The sequence below is a fragment of the Enterococcus sp. DIV0236 genome (assembly GCF_050558525.1).
GTDB classification, from domain to species: Bacteria; Bacillota; Bacilli; order Lactobacillales; family Enterococcaceae; genus Enterococcus; species Enterococcus faecalis.
Genome location: NZ_CP187891.1, coordinates 139,246 through 166,033, shown reverse-complemented (window position 1 = coordinate 166,033; position 26,788 = coordinate 139,246). Strand labels below are relative to the sequence as shown.

General features: G+C 39.8%; 27 protein-coding genes. 4 read left to right on the top strand and 23 right to left on the bottom strand.

The annotated features are described in order from the left end of the window. Window positions 1-30: 30 nt before the first annotated feature. The 11 genes from rplB to rpsL form a co-directional block, all read right to left on the bottom strand. Entirely contained in the window at window positions 31-861 is an 831-nt protein-coding gene (gene rplB / locus IGK27_RS00720; protein ID WP_002356204.1) for a 50S ribosomal protein L2, read from the bottom strand. A gap of 39 nt (window positions 862-900) precedes the next feature. Beyond that, window positions 901-1,191: a 50S ribosomal protein L23 gene (locus tag IGK27_RS00715; protein WP_002356203.1), complete on the bottom strand. Its 291-nt coding sequence runs from the start codon at window positions 1,189-1,191 to the stop codon at window positions 901-903. Next, the gene (rplD, locus tag IGK27_RS00710) at window positions 1,191-1,814 is read right to left on the bottom strand and encodes a 50S ribosomal protein L4 (RefSeq protein WP_002356200.1); all 624 of its coding nucleotides are present in this window, start codon (window positions 1,812-1,814) and stop codon (window positions 1,191-1,193) included. Before rplD ends, IGK27_RS00715 begins: the two co-directional genes overlap by 1 nt. A 25-nt stretch (window positions 1,815-1,839) precedes the next feature. Further along, on the bottom strand, window positions 1,840-2,469 hold the full coding sequence (gene rplC, locus IGK27_RS00705; RefSeq protein WP_002356199.1) for a 50S ribosomal protein L3: 630 nt from the start codon (window positions 2,467-2,469) through the stop codon (window positions 1,840-1,842). Window positions 2,470-2,490: 21 nt separating this feature from the next. Then, entirely contained in the window at window positions 2,491-2,799 is a 309-nt protein-coding gene (rpsJ, locus tag IGK27_RS00700; protein WP_002389727.1) for a 30S ribosomal protein S10, read from the bottom strand. A gap of 348 nt (window positions 2,800-3,147) precedes the next feature. Further along, window positions 3,148-4,314, bottom strand: coding sequence for an SAM-dependent methyltransferase (locus IGK27_RS00695; protein WP_033626371.1), 1,167 nt, complete (start codon window positions 4,312-4,314; stop codon window positions 3,148-3,150). A 271-nt stretch (window positions 4,315-4,585) separates the two neighbouring features. Next, window positions 4,586-5,410 carry a bifunctional hydroxymethylpyrimidine kinase/phosphomethylpyrimidine kinase gene (gene thiD, locus IGK27_RS00690; protein ID WP_010819148.1) on the bottom strand — a complete coding sequence of 275 codons (825 nt, stop codon included), beginning with the start codon at window positions 5,408-5,410 and terminating at the stop codon, window positions 4,586-4,588. A gap of 180 nt (window positions 5,411-5,590) precedes the next feature. Then, entirely contained in the window at window positions 5,591-6,778 is a 1,188-nt protein-coding gene (gene tuf, locus IGK27_RS00685) for an elongation factor Tu (protein WP_002356194.1), read from the bottom strand. A 150-nt stretch (window positions 6,779-6,928) separates the two neighbouring features. Then, entirely contained in the window at window positions 6,929-9,010 is a 2,082-nt protein-coding gene (fusA, locus tag IGK27_RS00680) for an elongation factor G (RefSeq protein ID WP_002356192.1), read from the bottom strand. A gap of 83 nt (window positions 9,011-9,093) precedes the next feature. After that, window positions 9,094-9,564, bottom strand: a complete 471-nt coding sequence (gene rpsG / locus IGK27_RS00675) for a 30S ribosomal protein S7 (RefSeq protein WP_002356191.1) — start codon at window positions 9,562-9,564, stop codon at window positions 9,094-9,096. A gap of 55 nt (window positions 9,565-9,619) precedes the next feature. After that, entirely contained in the window at window positions 9,620-10,033 is a 414-nt protein-coding gene (gene rpsL, locus IGK27_RS00670) for a 30S ribosomal protein S12 (protein WP_002356190.1), read from the bottom strand. A gap of 344 nt (window positions 10,034-10,377) precedes the next feature. Here rpsL and rpiA point away from each other — a divergent pair, with 344 nt between their 5' ends. The 3 genes from rpiA (at window position 10,378) to gpmA (ending at window position 12,536) form a co-directional block, all read left to right on the top strand. After that, complete coding sequence (gene rpiA, locus IGK27_RS00665) at window positions 10,378-11,058, top strand: ribose-5-phosphate isomerase RpiA (RefSeq protein ID WP_002363468.1); 681 nt, start codon at window positions 10,378-10,380, stop codon at window positions 11,056-11,058. A 41-nt stretch (window positions 11,059-11,099) separates the two neighbouring features. Beyond that, on the top strand, window positions 11,100-11,675 hold the full coding sequence (locus IGK27_RS00660; RefSeq protein ID WP_002356188.1) for a recombinase family protein: 576 nt from the start codon (window positions 11,100-11,102) through the stop codon (window positions 11,673-11,675). Between the two features lie 174 nt (window positions 11,676-11,849). Further along, a complete protein-coding gene (gene gpmA / locus IGK27_RS00655) occupies window positions 11,850-12,536 on the top strand; it encodes a 2,3-diphosphoglycerate-dependent phosphoglycerate mutase (protein WP_002359343.1) in 687 nt (228 codons plus the stop codon). Between the two features lie 56 nt (window positions 12,537-12,592). Here the strand turns inward: gpmA and IGK27_RS00650 are convergent, their stop codons facing one another. The 4 genes from IGK27_RS00650 to IGK27_RS00635 form a co-directional block, all read right to left on the bottom strand. Then, window positions 12,593-13,795, bottom strand: coding sequence for an iron-containing alcohol dehydrogenase (locus IGK27_RS00650; RefSeq protein WP_002408242.1), 1,203 nt, complete (start codon window positions 13,793-13,795; stop codon window positions 12,593-12,595). Window positions 13,796-13,908: 113 nt separating this feature from the next. Next, entirely contained in the window at window positions 13,909-14,913 is a 1,005-nt protein-coding gene (locus IGK27_RS00645; RefSeq protein ID WP_002392918.1) for a FecCD family ABC transporter permease, read from the bottom strand. Further along, the gene (locus IGK27_RS00640) at window positions 14,910-15,920 is read right to left on the bottom strand and encodes a FecCD family ABC transporter permease (protein WP_002388739.1); all 1,011 of its coding nucleotides are present in this window, start codon (window positions 15,918-15,920) and stop codon (window positions 14,910-14,912) included. The genes IGK27_RS00645 and IGK27_RS00640 overlap by 4 nt, the downstream gene beginning before the upstream one ends. Continuing rightward, complete coding sequence (locus tag IGK27_RS00635) at window positions 15,917-16,723, bottom strand: ABC transporter ATP-binding protein (protein ID WP_002363473.1); 807 nt, start codon at window positions 16,721-16,723, stop codon at window positions 15,917-15,919. The genes IGK27_RS00640 and IGK27_RS00635 overlap by 4 nt, the downstream gene beginning before the upstream one ends. A 230-nt stretch (window positions 16,724-16,953) precedes the next feature. Here IGK27_RS00635 and IGK27_RS00630 point away from each other — a divergent pair, with 230 nt between their 5' ends. After that, window positions 16,954-17,892 (top strand): iron-hydroxamate ABC transporter substrate-binding protein, encoded by a 939-nt coding sequence (locus tag IGK27_RS00630; RefSeq protein ID WP_002361532.1) that lies wholly within the window; start codon window positions 16,954-16,956, stop codon window positions 17,890-17,892. A 38-nt stretch (window positions 17,893-17,930) separates the two neighbouring features. Here IGK27_RS00630 and deoD read toward each other — a convergent pair whose 3' ends face one another. The 8 genes from deoD to IGK27_RS00590 form a co-directional block, all read right to left on the bottom strand. Further along, window positions 17,931-18,638 (bottom strand): purine-nucleoside phosphorylase, encoded by a 708-nt coding sequence (gene deoD / locus IGK27_RS00625; protein WP_002359338.1) that lies wholly within the window; start codon window positions 18,636-18,638, stop codon window positions 17,931-17,933. A 17-nt stretch (window positions 18,639-18,655) separates the two neighbouring features. Further along, the gene (locus IGK27_RS00620; RefSeq protein ID WP_002356180.1) at window positions 18,656-19,474 is read right to left on the bottom strand and encodes a purine-nucleoside phosphorylase; all 819 of its coding nucleotides are present in this window, start codon (window positions 19,472-19,474) and stop codon (window positions 18,656-18,658) included. Window positions 19,475-19,490: 16 nt separating this feature from the next. Then, the gene (deoB, locus tag IGK27_RS00615) at window positions 19,491-20,657 is read right to left on the bottom strand and encodes a phosphopentomutase (protein ID WP_002356179.1); all 1,167 of its coding nucleotides are present in this window, start codon (window positions 20,655-20,657) and stop codon (window positions 19,491-19,493) included. 301 nt (window positions 20,658-20,958) lie between these two features. Then, window positions 20,959-21,552: a TMEM175 family protein gene (locus IGK27_RS00610; protein ID WP_010830589.1), complete on the bottom strand. Its 594-nt coding sequence runs from the start codon at window positions 21,550-21,552 to the stop codon at window positions 20,959-20,961. Window positions 21,553-21,827: 275 nt separating this feature from the next. After that, window positions 21,828-22,781, bottom strand: coding sequence for an ABC transporter permease (locus tag IGK27_RS00605; RefSeq protein ID WP_002356172.1), 954 nt, complete (start codon window positions 22,779-22,781; stop codon window positions 21,828-21,830). Next, entirely contained in the window at window positions 22,781-23,914 is a 1,134-nt protein-coding gene (locus IGK27_RS00600) for an ABC transporter permease (RefSeq protein WP_002356171.1), read from the bottom strand. Before IGK27_RS00600 ends, IGK27_RS00605 begins: the two co-directional genes overlap by 1 nt. Then, the gene (locus IGK27_RS00595) at window positions 23,907-25,475 is read right to left on the bottom strand and encodes an ABC transporter ATP-binding protein (RefSeq protein WP_002381361.1); all 1,569 of its coding nucleotides are present in this window, start codon (window positions 25,473-25,475) and stop codon (window positions 23,907-23,909) included. Before IGK27_RS00595 ends, IGK27_RS00600 begins: the two co-directional genes overlap by 8 nt. A gap of 205 nt (window positions 25,476-25,680) precedes the next feature. Beyond that, window positions 25,681-26,766: a BMP family lipoprotein gene (locus IGK27_RS00590; RefSeq protein WP_002356169.1), complete on the bottom strand. Its 1,086-nt coding sequence runs from the start codon at window positions 26,764-26,766 to the stop codon at window positions 25,681-25,683. Window positions 26,767-26,788: the final 22 nt, after the last annotated feature.

Here is a 26,788-nt window from a genome sequence, read left to right as displayed (position 1 = left end):
CTCAAAATGTACGACACATGGTCAAAAAAATTATTTAGTACGACGACGAACGATAAGTTTGTCTGATTTAGCTTTTTTATTACGTGTTTTGTATCCAATTGCTGGTTGACCCCATGGAGATACTGGCGCTTTACGTCCAATTGGTGTTTTACCTTCACCACCACCGTGTGGGTGATCGTTAGGGTTCATTACGCTACCACGAACAGTTGGGCGTTTACGCATCCAACGAGAGCGGCCAGCTTTACCAATGTTGATTAATTCGTGTTGTTCGTTACCAACTGAACCGATTGTTGCACGGCAAGTTGCTAAGATCATACGAACTTCGCCAGAGTTTAAGCGGATTAATACGTATTTGCCTTCTTTACCAAGTACTTGCGCGCTTGTTCCAGCTGAACGGATTAATTGTCCACCTTTACCAGGTTTCATTTCAATGTTGTGGATAACTGTACCAACTGGAATGTTTTCCAATGGTAATGCGTTACCTACTTTAATATCTGCTTCTGGACCAGATACTAGGCGCATGCCTACTTCTAATCCTTTTGGTGCTAAGATGTATGCCTTAACCCCGTCTTCGTAATGAACTAACGCGATGTTAGCAGAACGGTTTGGATCGTACTCGATCGTTTTAACAACCGCTGCGACGTTATCTTTATTACGTTTGAAGTCAATCACACGGTATTGACGTTTGTGACCGCCACCTTGGTGACGAACCGTAATGCGACCGTTGTTGTTACGACCGGCATTGTTTTTTAATGGCTGTAACAATGATTTTTCTGGTGTTGAAGTTGTGATTTCAGCGAAATCAGAACTTGTCATGTTACGACGGCCATTTGTGGTAGGTTTGTACTTTTTAATCGCCACGTCTTATTTCCCTCCTACGTTGATATTGTTCAGGACTGCTTATTCAGCAGCTTCGAATAATTGAATTTCTTTTGAATCTTCAGTTAATGTAACGATCGCTTTGCGACGTTTTTTTGTATAACCTGCATATTTACCCATGCGTTTGAATTTTGGACGCACGTTTAAGATGTTTACGTTTGCTACTTTAACATCGAATGCTGATTCAACAGCTTGTTTTACTAAAGTTTTGTTTGCGCGAGTGTCCACTTCGAAAGTATATTTCTTTTCGTCCATAGCTAACATGGATTTTTCAGTGATCACTGGGCGTTTGATTACGTCTAGTAATTCCATTATGCAAGCACCTCCTCAATTTGAGTAAGAGCTGTTTGTGTTGCCAAGACTTTGTTAGCTGACACAACATCTAACACACTAACGTTATCAGAAGTTACTACAGAAACGTTTGGTAAGTTACGAGCTGATAAAGCTGCAAAGTCGTTACCATTTTCTAAAACAACTAATACTTTAGTATCGATAGACAAGTTAGCAAGAACTTGTTTGAATTCTTTTGTTTTTGGTGCATCGAAGCTTAAACCTTCTACTGCTACCAAGTTATTTTCAGCAACTTTGTCTGATAATACAGATTTCATTGCTAAGCGACGAACTTTTTTAGGAAGTTTGTAGCTGTATGAACGCGGTGTTGGTCCAAAGACTACGCCACCTCCACGCCATTGTGGTGAACGGATTGAACCTTGACGAGCACGACCAGTTCCTTTTTGACGCCATGGTTTGCGGCCACCGCCACGAACAGCGCTACGGTTTTTAACTGCGTGTGTTCCTTGTCTTAATGAAGCACGTTGCATGATGATTGCATCATAGACAACACTTTCATTAGGTTCGATTCCGAAGATTTCTTCATTTAAAGTGATTTCACCGTTTTGAGTTCCATCTTGTTTGAATAATGCTACATTCGGCATTCCTTAGTTCCTCCTTTCCCTACACTTATTTAGCTTTCACAGCTGATTTGATTGTGATTAAAGATTTTTTCGCTCCAGGAATGTTTCCTTTGATTAAGATAACATTTCTTTCTACGTCCACTTTAACAACTTCAAGATTTTGAATTGTTACGCGGTCGCCACCCATACGGCCGGCTAGTCGTTTATTTTTAAATACACGGTTAGGCGCTACTGGACCCATTGACCCAGGACGACGGTGATAACGAGAACCATGAGACATAGGTCCGCGGCTTTGGCCGTGACGTTTGATTGCCCCTTGGAATCCTTTACCTTTCGTAGTACCTGTAACATCAACAACGTCTCCTGCTTGGAAAACATCTACTTTGATTTCTTTACCTACTTCATATTCTCCTAGCTCAACATTCTTGAATTCTTTAATGAAGCGCTTAGGAGCCGTGTTTGCTTTTGCAACATGACCTTTCGCAGGTTTGTTTGATAAAACTTCACGTTTGTCTTGGTAACCAACTTGGATAGCTTCGTATCCGTCAGTTTCAACAGTTTTTACTTGTAAAACTACGTTTGGCGTAGCTTCAACTACTGTTACTGGAATTAATTCACCAGACTCAGTAAAGATTTGTGTCATTCCCACTTTTTTCCCTAAGATTCCTTTGGTCATGAGTACACCTCCATCTTAATTTTATAGTTTGATTTCAATATTAACACCAGACGGTAAGTCAAGCTTCATTAGAGCATCAACTGTTTTTGGTGTTGGGTTCACAATGTCAATTAGACGTTTGTGAGTACGCATTTCGAATTGTTCGCGAGAATCTTTGTATTTATGAGTCGCACGAATAACTGTGTAAAGTGAGCGTTCTGTTGGTAATGGAATCGGACCTGATACGTCAGCTCCAGTTCTTTTTGCTGTTTCCACAATTTTATCCGCTGATTGATCTAAAATACGGTGTTCATACGCTTTTAAACGGATACGAATTTTTTGTTTTGCCATCTTGTTCCCTCCTTCGCCTATTTTAAAAGTAGACATAGCTCCACGAAAATTTATCCGGCATGCTCGTTCATGGCAAAGCGTCCGAGCGTGTCGCAACCTCTCGCTTCACAGCCGGCAAATCAAATCGTTGATCTACCAATGCTTTTTACACTCCTGTAAACAGCACCTTTTTGATTATACTATGAAAGGATAGTGTTAGCAAGGATTTTCTGCGTTTTTTTGAAAGAATTTTTTCTTGTTTTGAAAAGCATTTGTTTTGTTTTTCAATTCTTTTCATTCTATTTTTATAAAAAAAGAATTTGGGATTCCTTTTTTACCAGAATCTCAAATTCTTTCTTTTTTATTCTATTAACCAATCCGGCGCATTGGAATATCATTGTTATCTGGATGAACCAATAAATATTGAATAACATCAACATTACTTGCTTGGAATGAGGCTGCACATGCTTGCAAATATAAGTCCCACATTCGATAGAAGCGCTCGCCTTTTTCGTCAACAATTTCTGTTTCTATATTATGGAAGTTTTTTGTCCAATGTTCCAACGTCAATTGATAATCTCTGCGCAAACTTTCCAAGTCAATCACTTGCAAGTCGTTTTCTGTCATATGGCCGACTAGCTCAGTGACACCAGGAATATAGCCACCCGGGAAAATATAACGATTAATCCAAGCATTTTTAGCCCCACCTTGTTGGCGACTGATCCCATGAATCAACGCCGTACCTTTAGGCGCTAAATTTCGTTGAACGACGTCAAAATATTCATGTAGATTTTCTGCACCGACATGTTCAAACATCCCAACACTCGTAATATGGTCAAAAGACTCTCCTTTTAAATCACGATAATCCATCAATTTGACAGTCATTCGATCTTGTAGACCTTCTTTTTCTATAATATGGCGAATATGATGAAATTGCTCTTCACTTAATGTAATCCCAGTTGCTTTGGCTCCATATTCTTTCACCGCAGTTAAAATTAACGTGCCCCAGCCGCAGCCAATATCCAGTAAAGTGTCGCCCTCTTTGATAAACAATTTATCTAAAATATGATGAACTTTATTCACTTGCGCTTGTTCTAATGTATCTTCAGGCGTTTTAAAATAAGCACATGAATACGTCATTGTTTGGTCAAGCCATTTTTTGTAAAAATCATTTCCTAGATCGTAATGGCTGTGAATATCCTCTTGCGAACGTTTTTTTGAATGACTTTCTTTAGGAAGCCATTTAATAAATTTAGCATTGTGTAAAAAGCTATCCTTTTGGTTATACACATCATAAATCAGCGCTTGGATATCGCCTTCGATTTCAATTTTGCGATCCATGTAGGCTTCCCCTAAAGTTAACGAAGCGTTATTCAGTAAATCCTTCACAGGAATTTTTTCATTGAATACAATTTTAAAAACCGGATCCCCCGACCCTTGCCCATACTCTTTGACGGTACCATCCCAGTATGTGACTTGTGTCTTTTTTGAAAAAGACCATTTAAACAGTTGACTGTACGTTTCTTTTTCTAACATTGCATTCCCTCCATTAAATACCATTTGAAGCCAAAACAAAAAGAAGTCGCTTTCCGGTAGTTCGTCAAAACAAACACCACAGTCCGTTCTAAACTGAAGCACAGAAAAGTTATCACCCCTTCTATGTTCCGCTTCTTTTTTTGCAATTACAGTTCTATTCTACTCCTCTTTTAAAAATTTGAACATTCTTTTAACGTAATACCTACTATTGTTATTCTTTATCACAAAAAAACTAGAGCCAGTCCTTGACAGACTCCTCTAGTTCTAAATATTATGCTTTCTTACGCATCCGTTGTTCCGCATGAGTGTAAGCGCCATGCCATACGTGCCCCACATAAGGATTAACTTGAATACCGTGTTTAATCGCCGCTGCTACAAATTTTTTCGCTAAAGTTACTGCTTCTAACACCGAATAACCTTTCGCCAAGCCAGCTGTGATCGCCGCTGAAAAAGTACAACCTGCACCATGATTATAATCAGTAGGATATAATTCATTTTCCAAAAGATGCGCGGTGTGACCATCGTAAAACAAGTCCAGTGCTTTTTCACCAGCTAAGCGATGTCCCCCTTTAACCACGACATGCTTGGCTCCCATTTGTACAATTCGTTTTGCCGCTTCTTCCATCTCCGCCACGGAAGAAATTTCGCCTAAACCAGATAAGATGCCCGCTTCAATTAAATTAGGCGTGGCCACTAATGCTAATGGCAGTAAATCGTTTTTTAGGCCTTCCACACTTTTGGGTTGCAGAATTTGTGCCGTTCCCTTACAAGCAATGACTGGGTCAATCACGACTTTTTGAATTTTTTCTTGTTTAATGTACTTACTAGCCATTTTAATATTTTGTTCATTACCCATCATCCCTGTTTTCAAAGCCGCTACTGGACCGCCTGCAAAAACCGAAATCAATTGTTTTTCTAAGAGCATTTCTGGCAATTCAGTTACTTCATGTGACCAGCCTGTCGTAGGATCCATCGTCACAATCGAGGTTAAACTTGAAAATCCAAAAACTCCATACTCTTCAAATGTTTTTAAATCTGCTTGAATTCCTGCCCCTCCAGTTGAATCGGAGCCTGCAATCGTCAATACTTTTTCCATTAAATCACCTAACCTTTTTCTCCAAGTATACGGAAGAAACAAGTCTGCTAAAACAGCCAATTGGCTTATTTTTTAGCCAGCCAATTTCTAAACAAAAAAAGACCAGAGAATAAATTCTCTGGTCTTACGTCCGAATACCCCAGTTTTTTACGCTGGTTAAAACTATAGTTAAAAAGTTAATTATTTAACGATTTCAGTAACAACGCCTGAACCTACAGTACGTCCGCCTTCACGAATAGAGAAACGAGTTCCGTCTTCGATAGCGATTGGGTGAATTAATTCAACGTCCATAGCAACGTTATCACCAGGCATTACCATTTCAGTACCTTCTGGCAATTCTACAACACCAGTAACGTCTGTTGTACGGAAGTAGAATTGAGGACGGTAGTTAGTGAAGAATGGAGTGTGACGTCCGCCTTCTTCTTTTGATAATACGTATACTTCAGCTTTGAATTTTGTGTGTGGAGTGATTGTAGCTGGTTTAGCTAATACTTGTCCACGTTCGATATCTTCACGTGCTACACCACGTAATAAAGCACCGATGTTGTCGCCTGCTTCAGCGTAGTCTAATAATTTACGGAACATTTCAACACCTGTAACAGTTGTTTTAGATGTTTCGTCTTTAATACCAACGATTTCAACTTCGTCACCAACGCGAACTTCACCACGTTCAACACGGCCTGTAGCAACAGTACCACGTCCAGTGATTGAGAATACGTCTTCGACTGGCATCATGAATGGTTTGTCAGTATCACGTTCTGGAGTTGGGATATATTCGTCAACTGCAGCCATTAATTCTAAGATTTTTTCTTCATAAGACTCGTCGCCTTCTAAAGCTTTCAAAGCAGAACCTGCGATAACTGGAACATCATCGCCTGGGAAATCGTATTCTGATAATAAGTCACGAACTTCCATTTCTACTAATTCTAATAATTCTTCGTCATCAACCATATCCATTTTGTTTAAGAATACAACGATGTATGGTACACCAACGTTACGTGATAATAAGATATGTTCACGTGTTTGAGGCATAGGACCATCAGCAGCAGAAACTACTAAGATAGCTCCGTCCATTTGAGCAGCACCAGTGATCATGTTTTTAACGTAGTCCGCGTGTCCTGGGCAGTCAACGTGTGCATAGTGACGAGTTTCAGTTTCATATTCGATATGAGAAGTGTTGATTGTGATTCCACGTTCTTTTTCTTCTGGAGCGTTATCGATAGAATCGTAGCTTTGTGCTTCCCCGCCACCGTGTTTTGATAATACAGTAGCAATTGCAGCTGTTAATGTAGTTTTACCATGGTCAACGTGTCCGATAGTACCAATGTTAACATGGGATTTAGAACGGTCAAATTTTTCTTTTGCCATTTTGAATGTTCCTCCTAAAAATATAAATTTTATTGTTTGTTTTATATGTGATAGACGTTACTAAAAATCGTCTGATCATCATAAGCTATTTTACACGAAATCTTGAAAAAAGGATAGTTCTAAAAACAAACCTTTTATTCTCAAGGAAAATTATGCGTTGCCGCCGTTTTTCTTGATGATTTCTTCTTGAACAGACTTAGGTACGTCTTCATAGTGGTCAAATACCATCATAAATGTACCGCGTCCTTGTGTTGCTGAACGTAATGTTGTAGCATAACCAAACATTTCAGCTAAAGGTACCATCGCATTAACGATTTGAGAGTTACCGTGTGCTTCCATACCTTCAACACGTCCACGACGACTTGTTACGTGTCCCATGATATCACCTAAGTAATCTTCAGGAACAGTAATTGTAACTTTCATCATTGGTTCTAAAATAACTGGGTTTGCATTTTTAGCCGCAGCTTTCAATGCCATAGAAGCAGCTACACGGAAGGCCGTTTCATTTGAATCGACATCGTGGTATGAACCATCGTAAAGTTTTGCTTTGATATCAACTAATGGATAACCAGCAAGAACACCGTTGTTCATAGAGTCTTCTAACCCTTTTTCAACTGCTGGGATGTATTCACGAGGAACCACACCACCGACAATTGCGTTTTCAAACTCGAAGCCTTTACCTTCTTCATTTGGTGTAAATTCAACCCATACGTGACCGTATTGTCCTTTACCACCAGACTGACGAACGAATTTACCTTCTGCTTTAGTCGCAGCACGGAATGTTTCGCGGTAAGATACTTGAGGAGCACCTACGTTAGCTTCAACTTTGAATTCACGTTTCATACGGTCTACTAAAACGTCTAAGTGCAATTCACCCATACCAGAGATAACTGTTTCACCAGTTTCAACGTTTGTTTCAACGCGGAATGATGGATCTTCTTCAGCAAGTTTTTGTAGAGCCACGCCCATTTTATCTTGGTCAGCTTTTGATTTAGGTTCAACAGCGACTTGGATAACTGGGTCAGGGAATTCAATAGATTCAAGAATAACTGGTGCATCTAATGCACATAATGTATCACCAGTTGTTGTGTCTTTTAGACCAACAGCAGCAGCGATATCACCAGAGTACACTTTGTCAATTTCTTGACGAGTGTTGGCGTGCATTTGTAGGATACGACCGATACGTTCTTTTTTGCCTTTTGAAGCGTTCAATACGTATGAACCACTTTCAAGGACACCAGAATAAACACGGAAGAAAGTTAAACGACCTACGAATGGGTCAGTCATAACTTTAAATGCTAATGAAGCGAAAGGTGCTTCGTCATCAGCTGGACGAGTTGTTTCTTCGTCTGTTTTAGTATCGATCCCTTTGATAGCATCGATATCTAATGGAGATGGTAAGTAATCAAGAACAGCGTCCAACATTAATTGAACCCCTTTATTCTTGAATGCTGAACCAGCTAATACAGGGAAGAACTCAACGTTGATTGTTGCTTGACGGATACCAGCGACTAATTCTTCTTCAGTGATTTCTTCACCTTCAAGATATTTCATCATTAAGTCTTCGTCAGTTTCAGCAACAGCTTCAACTAATTTTTCGCGCCATTCTTGCGCTTTTTCTAAATAATCTTCAGGAATATCAGTTTCTTGAATATCTGTTCCCAAATCATTTGTGTAGATTTCAGCTTTCATTTTAATCAAGTCAATGATTCCAGTGAAGTCTTCTTCAGCTCCGATTGGAATTTGAATTGGATGAGCGTTTGCTTGTAAACGATCATGTAATGATTCTACTGAATAGAAGAAGTCCGCACCGATTTTATCCATTTTGTTACAGAATACAATACGAGGAACTTTATATTCAGTCGCTTGACGCCAAACAGTTTCTGTTTGAGGTTCTACACCTGATTGAGAGTCAAGAACTGTTACCGCACCATCTAATACGCGTAGAGAACGTTGTACTTCAATTGTGAAGTCCACGTGTCCTGGAGTATCGATGATATTTACACGGTAGCCTTTCCACTGTGCAGTTGTCGCAGCGGATGTAATCGTGATACCACGTTCTTGTTCTTGTTCCATCCAGTCCATTTGTGAAGCACCTTCATGGGTTTCACCGATTTTATGGATTTTACCAGTGTAGTACAAGATACGCTCAGTTGTTGTTGTTTTACCAGCATCAACGTGGGCCATGATACCAATGTTACGAGTTTTTTCAAGTGAAAATTCTCTTGCCATTTTGTATGTTTACTCCTCTCTTTATTTAAATCGATTGTAAATTGACTTTCTGCTGCCACTTTACGCGACAGACAGAGAGGATCTTACCAACGATAATGAGCAAATGCGCGGTTTGCGTCTGCCATTTTGTGTGTGTCTTCGCGTTTTTTAACAGAAGCGCCAGTGTTGTTAGCAGCATCCATGATTTCTTTCGCTAGACGTTCTTCCATTGTGTGTTCACCACGTAGACGCGCGTAGTTAACTACCCAACGTAAACCTAAAGTTGTACGACGTTCTGGACGAACTTCAACTGGTACTTGGTAGTTAGAACCCCCAACACGACGTGCTTTAACTTCAAGAACAGGCATAACGTTTTTCATTGCTTGTTCAAAAACTTCCAATGGATCGTTACCTGTAGATTCTTTGATGATATCAAATGAATTATAGATAATGTTAGCAGCAATCCCGCGTTTACCGTCAACCATTACACGGTTGATTAAGCGAGTTACTAATTTTGAGTTATAAATTGGATCTGGTAAAACATCACGTTTTGCAACAGGACCTTTACGAGGCATCCGTAACTCCTCCTTCCGAAATATGATTTTTCAAGTTGTTATTGTCTTATTATAATTAAGCTTTAGGACGTTTTGTACCGTATTTAGAGCGGCTTTGTTTACGGTCGTTAACACCGGCAGTATCAAGCGCACCACGAACGATATGGTAACGTACCCCTGGTAAGTCTTTTACACGTCCACCACGTAATAATACCACGCTGTGTTCTTGTAAGTTGTGACCGATACCTGGGATATAAGCTGTAACTTCGATTAAGTTTGACAAACGAACACGGGCATATTTACGTAAAGCTGAGTTCGGTTTTTTAGGTGTCATCGTACCCACACGTGTACAAACTCCACGTTTTTGCGGAGAGTTAACGTTTGTTTGAGTTTTCTTAAAACTGTTATATCCTTTGTTTAAGGCTGGTGAATCAGATTTTTCTACTTTAGATTTACGAGGTTTACGTACTAATTGGTTAATTGTAGGCATTCCTTGTTCTCCTCCTTCCTTACTTCGCTTCTAGTTCCACACATCCAGGTGGTTCTTTTTTCGCGATAAAAAATAATGCAATCTCTGCACTCTTTATCAAATATGCTTTGATAGACAGTCAGCACGTCCCTATAAGGAACCTGTAGATAAAGCACCTTTGTTAGGATACCACGATAAGCATCAGCTGTCAACCCTCTTCTTTCGCCTTTCGAAAAAAAGCTTTTCCTTCTATTTAAACGTACTTTTCCTTTAAAAATTTTTATGACTTTTTCAAAAACTTTCTATCTTTTTTAGTTAAATAACGGTACAATATCTTTGACTATTGAAGGGGGCGGAAAACAGCGATGAATCTGAAACAAATGGTAGGAATCGAAGCTGCAAAATATGTAGAAGACGGCATGATTGTCGGTTTGGGTACTGGCTCAACAGCAAAATTTATGGTAGACGAAATTGGTCGTCGCGTAAAAGAAGAAGGATTGTCAATCGTAGGGGTTACTACTTCAAAAGAAACAGAGAAACAAGCCTTGGCCTTGGGCATTCCTTTAAAAAGTATTGATGAGGTTCCGTATGTGGATCTTACGATTGATGGCGCCGATGAAATCAGCGCTGATTTTCAAGGAATCAAAGGCGGTGGCGCTGCCTTACTTTTTGAAAAAATTGTGGCCACTTATTCAAAGAAATGTATTTGGATTGTGGATAAATCAAAAATGGTGGACGATTTAGGAGCTTTCCCACTTCCCGTTGAGGTTGTTCCTTATGGCAGCCGCCAACTAGTGCATTTATTTGAAGAAAAAGGCTATCACCCAACACTTCGTTTAAACGCTGCTGGCGAAACATTAATAACAGATGGAGGCCACCATATCATCGATTTGCATTTAGAAAAAATTACAGATCCAGAAGCTTTAGGTTCTTATTTAGACAACTTGGTTGGCGTCGTTGAACACGGCTTATTTTTAAATATGGTTTCTATGGTAATCGTCGGTTATGAAGATGGACCGAAAACCTTACATGTTCCCGCACGTTAAGAATGTGTGAAAAAAGATTATTTATATAGGAAGGATAATATATGAAACGAATTGGTTATGCGCGCACAACTATTATTGAAGACGATTTAAAAAATCAACTAACCACTCTCCAATCGTTTGGTTGTGATGATATTTTCCAAGAGACATTTGATCCTCAAGCGGAGATCAGTGTCTTAGACGAAGTCGAAAAACTTCTTTCTGCTGGGGATACACTTATTGTTTGTAAATTGCACCATTTAGGTAAAACAACCCGCCAATTAACAGACTTTATGAAAATGCTAAAGGAAAAACAAGTTGATTTTGTCAGCATTTCAGAAGGAATTGATACTCACCTTCCAACAGGTGAAGCCTATTTCCAATTAATGGAGAGCTTATCTGCGATGGAATGTGCACTAATTAAAGAACGAACACTCGTTGGGCTCCACAAAGCTCGTGAAAACGGAAAAGTAGGTGGACGTCCAAAAATCGATGGACGCACCGTCCGCAAAATCCGTGCATTATATTACGAAAACAAAGAAACAATCCAATTTATTTCTAATAAATGCGGCGTTTCGGTGGGCACTTGTTATAAGTACATCAATTTACCTGAGACAGATGTCGAGCGGCTGTATTCCTAAGAATAAAAAAGAAGTCCTTCAGATGGGGCTTCTTTTTTGATTCGATTTCACTCTAATTTTTCAGCAACTTTCACGTTTTTTTACTATTTTCCATTGGAAATCTTGCGCAAAACGGTGTACAATAAACGTGGAAATCTTATTTTCAGAAAACTAAACTCAAAGGAGAGCTTATACATGCCAAAATTAGTTTTTTCTCGTCATGGACTTAGCGAATGGAATGCCTTAAACCAATTTACTGGATGGGCTGACGTAGATTTAGCACCTGAAGGTGTTGAAGAAGCAAAAGAAGGCGGCCGTAAAATTAAAGAAGCAGGCATCGAATTCGACGTTGCTTATACTTCTGTTTTAACTCGTGCCATCAAAACTTGTAACTATTTACTAGAATACTCAGATCAATTATGGGTACCTCAAATCAAATCTTGGCGCTTAAACGAACGTCACTATGGTAAATTACAAGGACTAAACAAAAAAGAAACTGCTGAAAAATACGGAGACGAACAAGTCCACATCTGGCGTCGTTCTTACGATACTCTTCCTCCATTAATGGAAGCAACAGATGAAGGTTCTGCAGCAAACGACCGTCGTTATGCAATGTTAGACCAACGCGATATTCCTGGTGGCGAAAACTTGAAAGTTACTTTGGAACGTGCATTACCATTCTGGCAAGATGAAATTGCGCCAGCTTTAAAAGACAACAAAACTGTCTTAGTAGCGGCTCATGGTAATTCATTACGTGCTTTAGCTAAACACATCGAAGGCATTTCTGATGAAGATATTATGGATCTTGAAATCCCAACAGGTAAACCATTAGTTTATGAATTAAACGATGATTTAACTGTGAAAGAAAAATACTACTTATAAGAACTTGTTTCTTATTAACAAAAGCGGTTTGCCAAGGCAAACCGCTTTTTTATGGATTAAATAAATTGACTTTCGGTTAAACAATCTTTATAAATCGCTACTATATCCGCTGCATCCAATGGTACATAAGCCTTTTCGGCAATTGCACTATGGGCCACAGCTTGTTGTGCCATTTCTTCAAATTTATCTGCTTCGATGCCAACTTCTGGTAATGTCATTGGAATGCCACAAGCCACAAAGTAATCATACAATGCTTGAATACCTTTTTTCGCTGCTACTTCTTCTTCTTGTTCGACTATTCCCCAAACATTTCGAGCAAACTGTGCAAACTTGCCTACGGTTTGTTCAGACAAAACGTAATTCATCCAACGAGGCGTTAAAATTGCTAAGCCAATCCCATGCGTAATGTCATAAAACGCACTTAATTCATGTTCCATTGGGTGACAAGACCAAACACCTTGTTTGCCGCGCCCTGTTAAGCCATTTAAGGCTAAACTACTTGCCCACATTAAATTAGCACGTGCATCATAATCTTCTGGATTTTCTAAAGCAATAGGACAATTTTTGATAACCGTTCGCATTAAGCCTTCTGACACAAAATCTTGGACGTCCGTGCCTGTCGAAATACTAAAATAGTTTTCAATCAAATGACTGAAAATATCCGCTGAGCCAGCTGCTGTTTGATTTTGAGGAACCGTAAAAGTATTCGTTGGATCCAAGAACGAAACTTTTGGAATCATATTCGGACCACCAAAGCCTAATTTTTGATTGGTTTCTAAGTTAGAAATGACAGCACCTGCGTTCATTTCACTACCTGTCGCTGCTAAAGTCAAGATGGTCACGATTGGTAAAGCAGGACCAGTATACCCTTTTCTGGCTGCAATAACTGTCCAGATATCTTCTTCCGAATAAAAGCCCGCAGCAATTGCTTTGGAACAATCAATGGTCGAACCACCGCCAACTGCTAAAATAACATCGACTTGGTTTTCTTTACACAACTCAATTCCTTTTCTAACGGTTTCAATGCGCGGGTTTGGTTCGACACCGCTCAACTCAATCAGTGTATGCCCGTTTTTTTGGGCCAAATCAGTAATTTGTTGGTACAAGCCATTACGTTTGATACTACCGCCACCATAAACAAGTAAGACATTTTTGCCAAATTGATCTAACACAGCAGGTAATTCGTCTAAACGATCTTTCCCAAAACGGATGTCTGTTGGTACATAAAAATTAAAGTTTTCCATTCTTTCATCCTCCATTCAATGCTCTTACGCATTTATCATACTATTTTTTCAAAAATCCGCCAATCAAAAAGCCGAGCAAATGACAGTTGCTTTCACAACGATCGCTTGACCCAGCTTTTGATTCTTTTTTATAACGAATCGCTTGTTTTGATTAACAAATAAAGAAAATAAGGCGCACCGATGATCGCAACAATAATCCCTGCAGGCATTTCTCCATTGCCAGGCAATAGCCGACCAATCGTATCACTAACCAATAAAAGCAAACTCCCAAACAACGCCGCCAATGGCAATACCTGTTTTTGTTGCGTAAAACCACATTTGCGAGCAATATGTGGCGCAAGTAAACCTAAAAAATTAATTCCCCCTGTAACGGAAATCGCTGAAGCCGCCAACATCACCGCTAACAGCAACGAAACGATTCGTTCTTTTTTCACAGCAATACCTACAGAAATAGCTGTTTCGTCCCCCAATTGTAAAATATCCAACAGACGATGACGCTTCATCGCAAAAAAGAACCCGATGACTAGCCAAGGCAACAAAGCGCCCACAAAGAACCAATTACTGCCCCAGATACTGCCTGCTTGCCACATTGTAACAAAACGGTACTTTTCAGTGTCAATTTTTGATGTAATTAATAAGGTGAGTGCTGAAATACCCGTACTCAAAATGACACCCGCTAAGACCATTCGAACTGGCGTCAATCCTAAACGATGATGATACGCAATTACCAAAATCCCAACAGCCGCTAGCAAGCCGCCAACTAAGGCCACGAGTGGAAGTGCAAACGTTGTGATACTTGTCGTCTCAACAAAACTAATAAACAAAATCACTGCCAAACCCGCACCCGCATTAATGCCTAAAATCCCAGTATCTGCTAACGGATTCCGAGTAATCCCTTGAAGAATAGCGCCGCTTAAGCCTAAAGCTGCGCCCGCTAGGACCGCAAGCACAATCCGTGGTAACCGAAAATCCCAAACTAACAGTTGTTTGGCCTGACTTCCCTGTCCCAAAAGAAGGGCTTTTAAATCCATGAAGGAAACAGATAATTCCCCTTGCGTTAAACTGATACAAGCAGTTAGGATAATCCCAACTATTAAGATAGCCACCCAACGGGACACTTTTTTCTGTGTCATCCTAGTTGCCCTCCTTTACGAAATAAATAAAGAAAGAATGGGATGCCAATTAAGGCCGTGATAATCCCAAATGGTGTTTCAAAAGGCGGATTCACCATTCGAGCGATTAAATCTGCCACCAAAACGAGGAGCGCACCGCCTAACGCCGAGAACGGAATCAAGCGCCGGTAATTTTCTCCAGAAACTGTTCGCATCACATGAGGCACCACCAAACCAACAAAACTGACCGAGCCAACCAGCGCCACAGACAATCCTGATAAAAGCAAAATCGTTATACTGGCAAACAACCGAATACGCTGCGGATTTCGCCCCAAACCAATTGTTGCATCATCGCCAAACCGTAAAATAGTCACCGACGGACTAATCAGAACTGCTAATGCAAATGCGCCCAGAAAGATAGGAACGACTATTTTTAATTGTGCCCAAGAAATAACGCTGACACCGCCAAGAAACCAAAACGTTAACTCTTGACTCAAATTGAACTGAATGGCTAAGAATTGACTAAATGATAAAAAAAGGGCACTAATACCAGCTCCCACTAAGGTCAGACGCATGGGGCTTGCTCCTCGAATTGAATGATTAGAAAGATAATAAATCAGTGCCACACTCACGCCGGCACCAAGAAAAGAAACAACTAAAAGCCACCAATAACTTGCCTGAGGGAGGAAAGCAAAAACAAGCGCTAAGCCCAAGCCAGCCCCAGCATTGATACCCAGCAAGCCAGAATCTGCCAATGGGTTTTGCGTAATCCCTTGCGCTAACGCCCCACTCACTGCTAAACTTGCCCCCACAAAAGCGGCCCCTAAAATCCGCGGCAACCGAACCGTTTGGATGACTTGATGCGCTTGATTGGTCGCATCGAAGTGCGTAAATGATTCAATAATCGTTTGAATCGAAACCGACGTCGCACCAAACATCAATGACAGAAGCATTGTCCCAATTAGCAAAAAAAGACAGACAAGTAACACTTGCCATTGGTGTCTATAAAATCCGCTTATGCCTTTCATCCATCCAGCTCCATTTCCATCAACTCATAAGAAAGCACTAGTGGCCGCTGTGTCTGACTATGATAACTAATTTCTGCTTGAATAGCGAAAACATCTGCTAAGCCAGTAACAGTAATCACTTCTTGCGGTGTTCCCTCATTGATAATCTTTCCCTCTTTCATCGCAATCACGCGATCAGAAAAACGAGAAGCTAAATTAATATCATGAATCGTCATCACGATAGTTTTCTGATGTTCTTGATTAATTCGTTTTAACACATTTAAAATTTCTAGCTGATGCGCTGGATCCAAATAGGTGGTCGGTTCATCTAAAATTAAAATATCTGTATCCTGTACTAGCGCCATAGCAATCCAAACCCGTTGACGTTGTCCACCTGACAAAATTGCCACAGACTCTCTAGCTAACTCAGTTAAGCCTGTTAATTCTAATGCCCATTGTATGTACTCTTGATCTTCTGCGGTGACACTTTTCCAGCCCGATTGATATGGATACCGCCCAAAAGAGACGAGGTCAAAAACAGATAAATCGATTGTATTTTCTGGCGTTTGTGATAAGATCGCTAGTTCTTGCGCCACTTCTTTTGAAGAAAAATGTTGAAGTTCTTGGTTCTTAATGAACACCTTGCCTTTCTCGGCTGGCAAAATACGCGCAAGTGTTTTTAACAAGGTCGATTTGCCACAACCATTTGGTCCAATAATACTTGTAATAGTTCCCGCTTCAAATGAACAGTTCAGCGCTTCACTAATCACTTGACGACCATATCCTGTAGTTAAGTCCTCTGCCTCTAAATAATTCATAACCATTCCTCTTTAATTTTTCTGTCGTTATTTTACATTTATTGAGAATCGTTCTCACTCATTGTTCCTTGATTATAAAAGACCCTTCCTTAAAAAGCAATGTTTCTTCCAATCAAAAAAACGAATTATCTAAAAAATGCAACTTATTTGCTCAAAAAAGCAAGCGATGATTGACAAACGGTCGTTTTTAACTGATAATGAGAATCGTTATCAACTAAAAATAAAGGAGTTACACAATGAAACTTTTAAAAAAGACGGTCCTAATTGGTACAACCCTTCTTCTTGGTTCATTCTTACTCGCAGCTTGTGGTAATACGAATAAAGAAGCCAACAACGCTGACAAAACACATGAAGTAACAGATACCTTAGGCAATAAAGTAACCGTCCCCGCGAAACCCAAACGGATTATTGCGAGTTATTTAGAAGATTATCTAGTTGCATTAGGAGAAAAACCAGTGGCACAATGGACAGTTGGACAAGGCAGTATTCAAGATTATTTAGCGAAAGAATTGAAAGATGTCCCCACTATTTCCTATGACTTGCCATATGAAGCGGTTCTAAAATTTGAACCTGACTTATTATTAATCAGTTCATCTGCTCTAGTTGAAGGCGGTAAATACAAAGAATACAGTAAAATTGCGCCAACTTATGTAGTCAAAAACGGCGAAAATGTCACCTGGCGTGATCAATTGGAAGATATTGCCACTGTTTTAGATAAAAAAGAACAAGCGAAAAAAGTGTTAGAAGATTATGATACCTTAACCAAAGGCGTCCAAGAAGACCTTGGCAAAAAAGATGCTGGCAAATCTGCGGCAGTCTTATGGGTAACCAACAACCAAGTCTTTATGGTTAGCGATAATCGCTCAAGCGGAACCGTGCTCTATCAGGACTTAGGCCTCCAAGTTCCAAAATTAGTGGAAGAAATTTCTAAAAACGCTACTGCGGATTGGAATCAAGTTTCTTTAGAAAAATTAGCTGAGCTTGACGCAGACCACATTTTCCTTGTAAACAGCGATGAATCAGCACCTCTTTTCCAAGAAGCAATTTGGAAGAACTTACCTGCTGTGAAAAATAACCAAGTTCATACCTATGATAAAAAAAGTAGTTGGTTATACAACGGACCTATTGCGAATACTCAAATTGTTGAAGATGTAAAAAAAGCGCTCTTAAATTAAAAAAATGCTTGGATGAAAATAATCATCCAAGCATTTTTTTAATTAGCAATTGCCGTTTCTAAACCAACTTCAATCATTTCATTAAACGTCGTTTGGCGTTCTTCTGCCGTTGTTTCTTCGCCTGTCACCAAGCTATCACTCACCGTCATAATCGCCAATGCTTCTACATCAAATTTTGCTGCTAAATAATATAACATTGCCGCTTCCATTTCAATCGCTAATACCCCGTATCGACCTAAACGAAAGACATCATCTAAGCTATCTTTGTAAAAAACATCATCTGACAATACGTTACCAACATGGGTAGTAAAGCCTTTTGCTTTAGCAATTTCGTAAGATTTGAGTAAAAGGTCGAAGCTCGCAATTTGTGGAAAATCATATTTAGGAAAATCATTGCGAATCGCGGAAGAAGGCGTCGCTGCTGCTTGTGCGATAACTAATTCACGAACGTTGACTTTTTCTGAAATAGAACCACACGTACCAACACGAATCAACTTCTTCACATCATAAGAGTTAATTAACTCATGGGCATAAATACCTGCTGAAGGCATCCCCATCCCTGTTCCTTGGACCGAAACACGCTGTCCCTTATATGTTCCTGTGTAACCTAACATCCCACGAACTTGATTATAGCAGACAGGATTCTCCAAAAAAGTTTCCGCAATATATTTTGCTCGGAGGGGATCCCCTGGTAGTAAAATTTTATCGGCAATTTCACCTGGTTTTGCTTCGATATGCACACTCATTCTGGTTTACTCCTTTTTTATAAAGCTGCTAGTGTTGCTTTCACTAACTCTTTGAATTGTCCTTTAACGCGTTCAGTTGTTTCAACTACTTCTGCATGATTTAAGCTACTTTGCATACCAGCTGCTAAATTCGTAATACAAGAGATGCCTAGTACTTTCATGCCACTATGCACAGCTACAATGACCTCCGAAACAGTTGACATGCCAACTGCATCCGCACCCATCGTCCGTGACATCCGAATTTCTGCTGGCGTTTCATATGTCGGGCCAGAAAAGCCCATATACACGCCTTCTTTTAAGTCAATATTTTGTTCCGCAGCCACTTTTTTTGCCACTTCCCGATATTCTTGCGTGTAAGCATGACTCATATCTGGAAAACGCGGCCCGATTTCTTCATCATTTTCACCAATTAACGGATTATCGCCTGTAAAATTAATGTGGTCATTGATTAACATCAAATTCCCCGGTGTATATGTTTCATTTACGCCACCAGCTGCGTTGGTTACAATCATTGAATGAATGCCTAAAGCAGCCATCACACGAACGGGATAAGTGACCGTTTGCATCGAATGTCCTTCATAATAATGAAAACGTCCTTGCATCGCCAAAACTTTTTTTCCAGAAAGCGTTCCGTAAACTAATTGTCCAGCATGTCCAACGACTGTTGAAACAGAAAAATGGGGAATTTCAGAGAAAGGAATAGCAATCGCATCGGTTATTTCATTAGCTAATTCACCTAACCCAGAACCTAAGATTAGACCGAAGTCTGCTTGTTGCACCCCTTTTTCTTTCAAAAACTCAGTTGTTTCGTTTAAATGGTTCGTTAACGTTGTCATGTGTTGCCTCCTCGAATTATTGTAATTGATTTAAAAAGCTTTGACCGTTTTCCGTTGCAGGAACTTCAAAGTTTTCAGCAATCGTTGCTGAAATATCTGAATAAAATCCTTGTGGCAAGCTGCCTTGTTTTGTCATTTTTTTACTATAAGCCAATAAAGGCACATATTCACGGGTATGGTCTGTTCCTGGGAAAGTTGGGTCATTCCCGTGATCTGCTGTAATTAAAAGCAAATCATCTTCGGCCATAGCTGCCATAATCTCTGGCAAACGACCATCAAAATCTTCGATGGCTTTTGCATAGCCCTTCACATCACGACGGTGGCCATACAGCGCATCGAAATCCACTAAGTTAGTAAAACTTAAACCTGTGAAATCTTTATTCATGACCGTTAATAATTGATCCACCCCATCCATATTGCTCTTCGTGCGGATAGCTTCAGTAATTCCTTGTCCATTAAAGATGTCGTTAATTTTCCCAACAGCGATCACATCATTGCCGTTTTCTTTCAACGAATCTAAAACAGTATGGCCAAAAGGATCTAGAGCATAGTCATGACGGTTACTGGTTCGAGTGAAATTACCTGGTTCACCAACATACGGGCGAGCGATAATCCGACCAATCATATAAGGTTCGTCTTTCGTAATGTCACGAACATATTGACAAATTTTATACAATTCTTCTAATGGAATAATGTCTTCATGCGCCGCAATTTGTAAAACAGGGTCTGCTGAAGTATAAACGATTAGATCCCCAGTTTTCATTTGATGTTCGCCGTAATCATCAATGACTGCTGTCCCGCTATATGGTTTGTTACAAACAACTTTTCGCCCAGAAAAATCTTCAATTTGTTTCAGTAATTCTTCAGGAAAGCCGTTTGGGAATACTCGAAAAGGTTTTTTGATGTTCAAGCCCATAATTTCCCAGTGACCGGTCATAGTATCTTTTCCAACAGAAATTTCTTCTAATTTGGTGGCATAGCCATCGTGGTCTGCCACTGCTTTGACACCTGTTAAAGGAGCAATAGTTCCCAATCCAAGTTTTTCTAAATGAGGAATGGTTAGTCCCGCTTCTTTGGCAATATGCCCCAGTGTATCACTGCCGACATCTCCAAATTTTTCAGCATCTGGTGCTTCACCAATACCGACTGAATCTAGTACGATTAAATGAACACGTTTAAACACACTTGCTTCCTCCTCTAAGGTCGTAAATACGTCAAGAATGACAATTATTTTACGCTAGCCTTTTAAATAGTCTCGAGAATCAAACAGAATAATCTATTTATTCTCAGCTCTTCAATTATACCATGAATCCGCTATTATTGCCTGAAAGAGCATTAAAATTTTCACTGATTCCTTCGATTTTAGCAGGGCTTAAAAACTGAAAGAAAAAAAGTCTCCCACCGTAATTAGGAAACTTTTTTATTGTTTTTTTCGAATAGCCTGCTCCTTAAAAAGAACACTACTCTTTATGCCATCGAAACTTTTAACACTCCAAGCGGTCTCCCTCTTTTGGCACATTTAAATACCAGATAACCGCTTCTGATAAAATCACACCAATGCCAATGGGCGGATAAAAATAAATGCCGATATATCCGATTGCGAAAAGACAAAGATGAATGATTTTTGTTGCCTTACTATAAGATTTCGATCTTCTTAACTTAGCTGCACCTTGTGGATCTTTCACTGCATTGTCTTCATAAATGATCCTTGTTAACAAGAAGTAGGCAAAATCCCAAATCGTATACACAACAAGATAAAAATAAACGGGTGCCCGCATCCACCAAAATTCACTCACCCAAGCAGTTGCTACCGGAATGAAGGCCATGGAGAATAACCAAAAATTATTTGCCCAAAACGCTTTTTTAGAAAACCAATGAGTTACGGACATTATGTAATGATGATTGTACCAAGCGATACAGATAAAAATAAAACTGACAATAAACGATAAAAAATAGGGGATATTTTCTATCAAACCTGCCAAAACACCCACTTGAGGAGTCTTAATTTCTAAAATCATGATGGTCATGATGATGGCAATAACTGCATCACTAAATGCTTCTACACGTGTTTTATTCATTGAACGTCCTCCACTTTTCCTATGCTTACTACAAACAAAAGTATAGCAGAAAAACCAACGATTTTTGAAAAAAAGCTGCTAGAGCTGTTTGGTTTTTTTCAAAATTTCGACACTTCCTTCGAATTGTAAAAAACAGCCAAAGGAAAAAAGTTAAGTCTCCTTTATCAACTCGCTTTTTTGCAGTGAAGCAGTGCCTAATGTCGCTTGTGTTCAACTGATTATCCTAAGAAAAGAAATGGCCCCCCGTCGCTTTGACGGAGGGCCTATTTCTTTTCTTATTTCGTTTTGACGTAATTTTTCCCGTTCGCTTTTGGTCCCGATGATTTTCCGAAGAACACAACTAGGACTAAAATGGTCAATACGTATGGTGCTGCTTGTAGATAAACTTTTGGAATTTCTGAAATAATTGGTAAGTTTTCCCCAGCAATACTCAAGTTTTGTGCAAAACCAAAGAATAAGGCTGCGCCCATTGCCCCAAGTGGATTCCATTTACCAAAGATCATTGCGGCCATTGAAATAAACCCTTGTCCTGCAATTGTGGTAATCCCAAAACGACCCGCAATACTTTGAGCAAAGACAGCTCCGCCCATACCGCCTAAGAAGCCGGATAGCAAGACGCCAGAATAACGCATTAAATAGACATTGATTCCCAATGTATCTGCCGCTTGTGGATGTTCTCCCACAGAACGTAACCGTAAGCCAAAACGTGTTTTATAAATGACAAACCAAGCTAAAATCGCAATCAAAATTGCTACGAAAGCTGGCAAAGAGGTTTTTGCAAAGAATAGTTCACCAATCACTGGAATTTTTGACAATCCTGGGAAAGAAAAATAGCCAAATGATTGTGTAATCATATCTGTTTGTCCTTTTTGATAAATAACTTTTACTAGGAAAACCCCTAGCGCCGGTGCCATCAAGTTAATGACAGTACCACTGATAATATGATCTGCTCGTAAGTTAATAGTTGCAACGGCATGTAAGAGAGAAAAGACAATCCCGACAACGCCTCCTACTAAACAAGCAATCCATGGTGTCGCCGCGCCAAATGTATCAGCAAACGTCAAGTTAAAAACGACCGAACTGAAAGCGCCCATTACCATAATACCTTCCAAACCAACGTTAACCACACCACTTCGTTCTGAGAACGTTCCGCCTAATGCTGTCAAGATGAGCGGAGTTGCATACACTAATGTTTGCGTGATGATTGAGGAAATTGTTGCTAAATCCATTAGATGTCTCCCCCCTCTTGATTGTTTTTGTCTGGCGCCGCTTCAATTGTTTCTACAATCGCTACTTCTTTTTTACTACCAGACGCTTTTGCTAACAAGAAACGAATTAAATAACTAATTCCCACAAAGAAAATAATTGCTGCAATAACAACATCAACTAATTCGGTTGGTACACCAGCTATCAACGGCATTCCTTGTCCACCAAGTTTTAACATTCCAAACAGTAATGCGGAAAGTAAAATCCCGATTGAGCTACCTGCTCCTAATAGAGACACGGCCATACCATCGAACCCAATGCTCAACGATGTGTTTTGAATAAAGAAGTTTTGGAAAGTCCCCAATCCTTGGACCGCACCACCTAAACCAGCCAGCGTTCCTGAAATCATCATAGATAAAATAATTGTTCGCTTGCTGCTCATTCCAGCATATTCAGAAGCAAATGGGTTTAACCCCACCGACCGAATTTCAAAACCAAGCGTTGTTTTTTTCATCAAGAACCACACAAGAATAAGGAAAATGAAGGCCAAGAAAATGCCGATGTTCAAACGAGAGCCATCACTGATACTTGTTAAAAACGGTGAGCGTAATGATGCATTCGCACCAATCATTTTGGTGATCCCTTTGTTCGCCATAATACTTGGTTTCATGACATTATTAGCAATATGATTTCCTGTGTACAATAAAATATAATTCAACATAATCGTAACAATAACTTCACTCGTCCCAAAATAGGCACGCAAGAAACCTGGAATGGCTGCTGCTAAAGCTCCTGCAACTGCGCCAACAATAATCGCCACCGGCAACGCAATCATCCGGGGTGCATCAGGCATGGATAAAGCGACCCAAATACTAGCCACCCAACCACATAAGGCTTGTCCTGAAAGCCCGATATTAAAGAATCCAGCCGAATTTGCCACCGAGAATCCTAAAGCGGTAAAAATCAACGGAGCTGCGGTGACAAAAATCTCACCAATACTTTTCTTTCCTTGGAAAGCTGTTTCAAACATCGCTTGATACCCAGCCACTGGGTCATAGCCAAAGATAACCATAATAATTGCCCCTAAGAGGAAACCCATAATAACAGATAACACAGGGACTAAAATATTTCTTATTTTTTCAGAACGATTATTCAACAGTTTCACCTGCCTCTACTTTTGATAACTCAGCACGGGCTTCTTCCAATGAGTAGCCAGCCATTAACAAGCCCAATTCATTTTCTGTCGTTTCTTTCGGATCAACAATTCCGACAATTTCCCCCGCATGAATAACAGCGATACGATCAGAAACATTTAAAATTTCGTCTAATTCAAAACTTACTAATAAAACAGCTTTATTTTTATCTCTTTGTTCAATTAGTCGACGATGAATGTATTCAATAGCTCCGACATCTAAACCGCGTGTTGGTTGAGAAACAATCAACAAATCTGGATCGCGGTCAACTTCTCGGGCAATAATTGCTTTTTGCTGATTCCCACCTGAAAGCGCCCGAGCTGGTACTAGTTCATTAGGAGTCCGTACATCATATTCTTCAATTAATTCACGGGCGTGTTTGTTAATCATTCGATAGTTTAAAATACCTGTTGAACTGTATGGTTTTTGGTAATACGTTTGTAGGCCAATATTTTCAGCCAATGTCATCTCTAATACCAAGCCATATTTATGTCGGTCTTCAGGAACGTGGGCGACACCCATTTCCGTAATTTCCCGAGGTTTGCGATTAGTAATCTCTTTTTCATTCAAATGAATGGACCCGTTTTCGACTTTGGTTAATCCTGCTAAGGCTTGGATTAATTCTGTTTGTCCATTGCCATCAATCCCCGCAATTCCAACAACTTCCCCTGCTCGGACATCTAAGCTAAGATTTTTCACTGCATCTAAGCCGCGGCTTTCTTTCACTACTAAATCTTTAATTGATAAAATTGTTTCTTTCGGTTGCGCTGGTTTTTTCTCTGTTTTGAAAGAAACAGAACGGCCCACCATCATATCGGCTAACTGTTGCGAAGAAACGTCTTTCACATTGACGGTGCCAATACTTTGCCCCCGGCGAATGACCGTACAACGGTCCGCCACTTTTTTAATTTCATCTAACTTATGTGTAATTAAAATGATCGATTTGCCTTCATCGGTTAGTTCTTTCAAAATAATCATTAATTCATCAATTTCTTGTGGCGTTAATACTGCGGTTGGTTCGTCAAAAATTAAAACGTTCGCACCACGATATAAGGTCTTTAAAATTTCAACCCGTTGTTGCATACCTACAGAAATATCGCGAATATAGGCATTGGGATTTACATCCAACCCGTATTGCTTAGACACTTCTTCAATCTCTTTTTTCGCTTTTTTCCGGTCTAAAATACCGCCATGGGTAGGTTCACTACCTAAGATAATATTTTCAGTCACAGTAAAGGCTTCAACTAACATAAAATGCTGATGGACCATTCCGATTCCTAAACGATTGGCTGCAGTAGGACTTGTAATGTTGACTTTTTCGCCATTCATATAAATCTCACCTGAGGTCGGTTCCAATAGCCCTGATAAGATATTCATCAAGGTCGACTTGCCTGCACCATTTTCACCTAGCAGTGCGTGGATTTCACCAGGTTTTACTTGTAAATCAATTTGGTCGTTGGCTTTGAACGTCCCAAATTCTTTGGTGATTTTACGCATCTCAATTACGTTTTCTTCTTGAGACAAGGTCTATTCACTTCCTAACAAAATTATATTGGCAATACTTTAGAGGGTAATTTTGACCCTTAACTAAGTAGTTGAAGAACCTCAACTATTTAGTTAAAAATCCAAACATCATAAAGGGTTTCCTTGGCAGCCGTCGCTGCCAAGGACCACTTTATTTTTAGAAGGAACAATAATGAGCCCTTCTTTTTTTATTTAGGAGCTTAAATTATTCTGGTTTTTCTGGGACTTTTACGTCACCTGAGATTACTTTATCTTTTGCTGTTTTAACAGCTTCTTTTGTTTTGTCGTTTAAATAGCCGTCTGTTAAGTCAACGCCACCATCTTTTAATCCATAAACTAAATGTTCGCCACCAGGGAATTTGTCTTCTAACGCACGGTTGGCAATATCTTGAACCGCTGTGCCGACACCTTTAAGTGTTGAAGTTAACGTGAAGTTGTCTTCTTTGCCGTCTTTTGTTTTGTACTTGCCATCAGCATCTTGATCACGGTCAACACCGATTACCCAAACTTTGTCGCCAGAACCTGATTCATTCAAGTCTTTTGCTTCTTGGAAGACCCCTTGTCCAGTCGCACCAGAAGCATGGAAGATGATATCAACGCCGTTTTGGTACATTGCAGCAGCTAAAGCTTTCCCTTTGGCAGGATCAGCAAATGAAGCCGCATATTTTGTATCAACAGTAATTTCTTTACCTAATTCTTTCGCAGCATCAGCCACACCTTTTTCAAAACCAGCTTGGAAACGGTCAATTACGACCCCTTCTTCACCACCAACAAAACCGACTTTGTTCGTTTTTGTTTCGTTTGCAGCAGCAACACCGGCTAAGTAAGCTGCTTCATTATCTCTAAATGTTGCAGAAACGACATTCTTTTTGCCATCGATTTGATCATCGATTAAAACAAAGTTTGTATCAGGGTTGGCATCTGCTGCAGAAGAAATTGCATCTTTTAGCAAGTAGCCAATACCAAAGATTGTGTTGAATTTACTTGATACCGCTTGGTCAATATTTGTTGTATAGTCAGCTGCATCATTCGATTGAATATATGCATACCCTTTTGAACCTTCTGGTAAATCATGTTCTTTACCCCAAGCTTGCAATCCTTCCCAAGAAGATTGGTTGAACGACTTGTCATCCACGCCGCCTGTATCTGTAATGATTACAGCACTATGCGCTGCATCCCCTTTGCCACCGCCGCTTTCAGCGGTTTTTCCTTTGCCACCACCACATGCTGCAAGTGAAACTGATAAACCTAATGCAATCAAACTAAAACCGAATAATTTTGCTTTTTTCATTTCTGTAAAGCCTCCTAAAAAT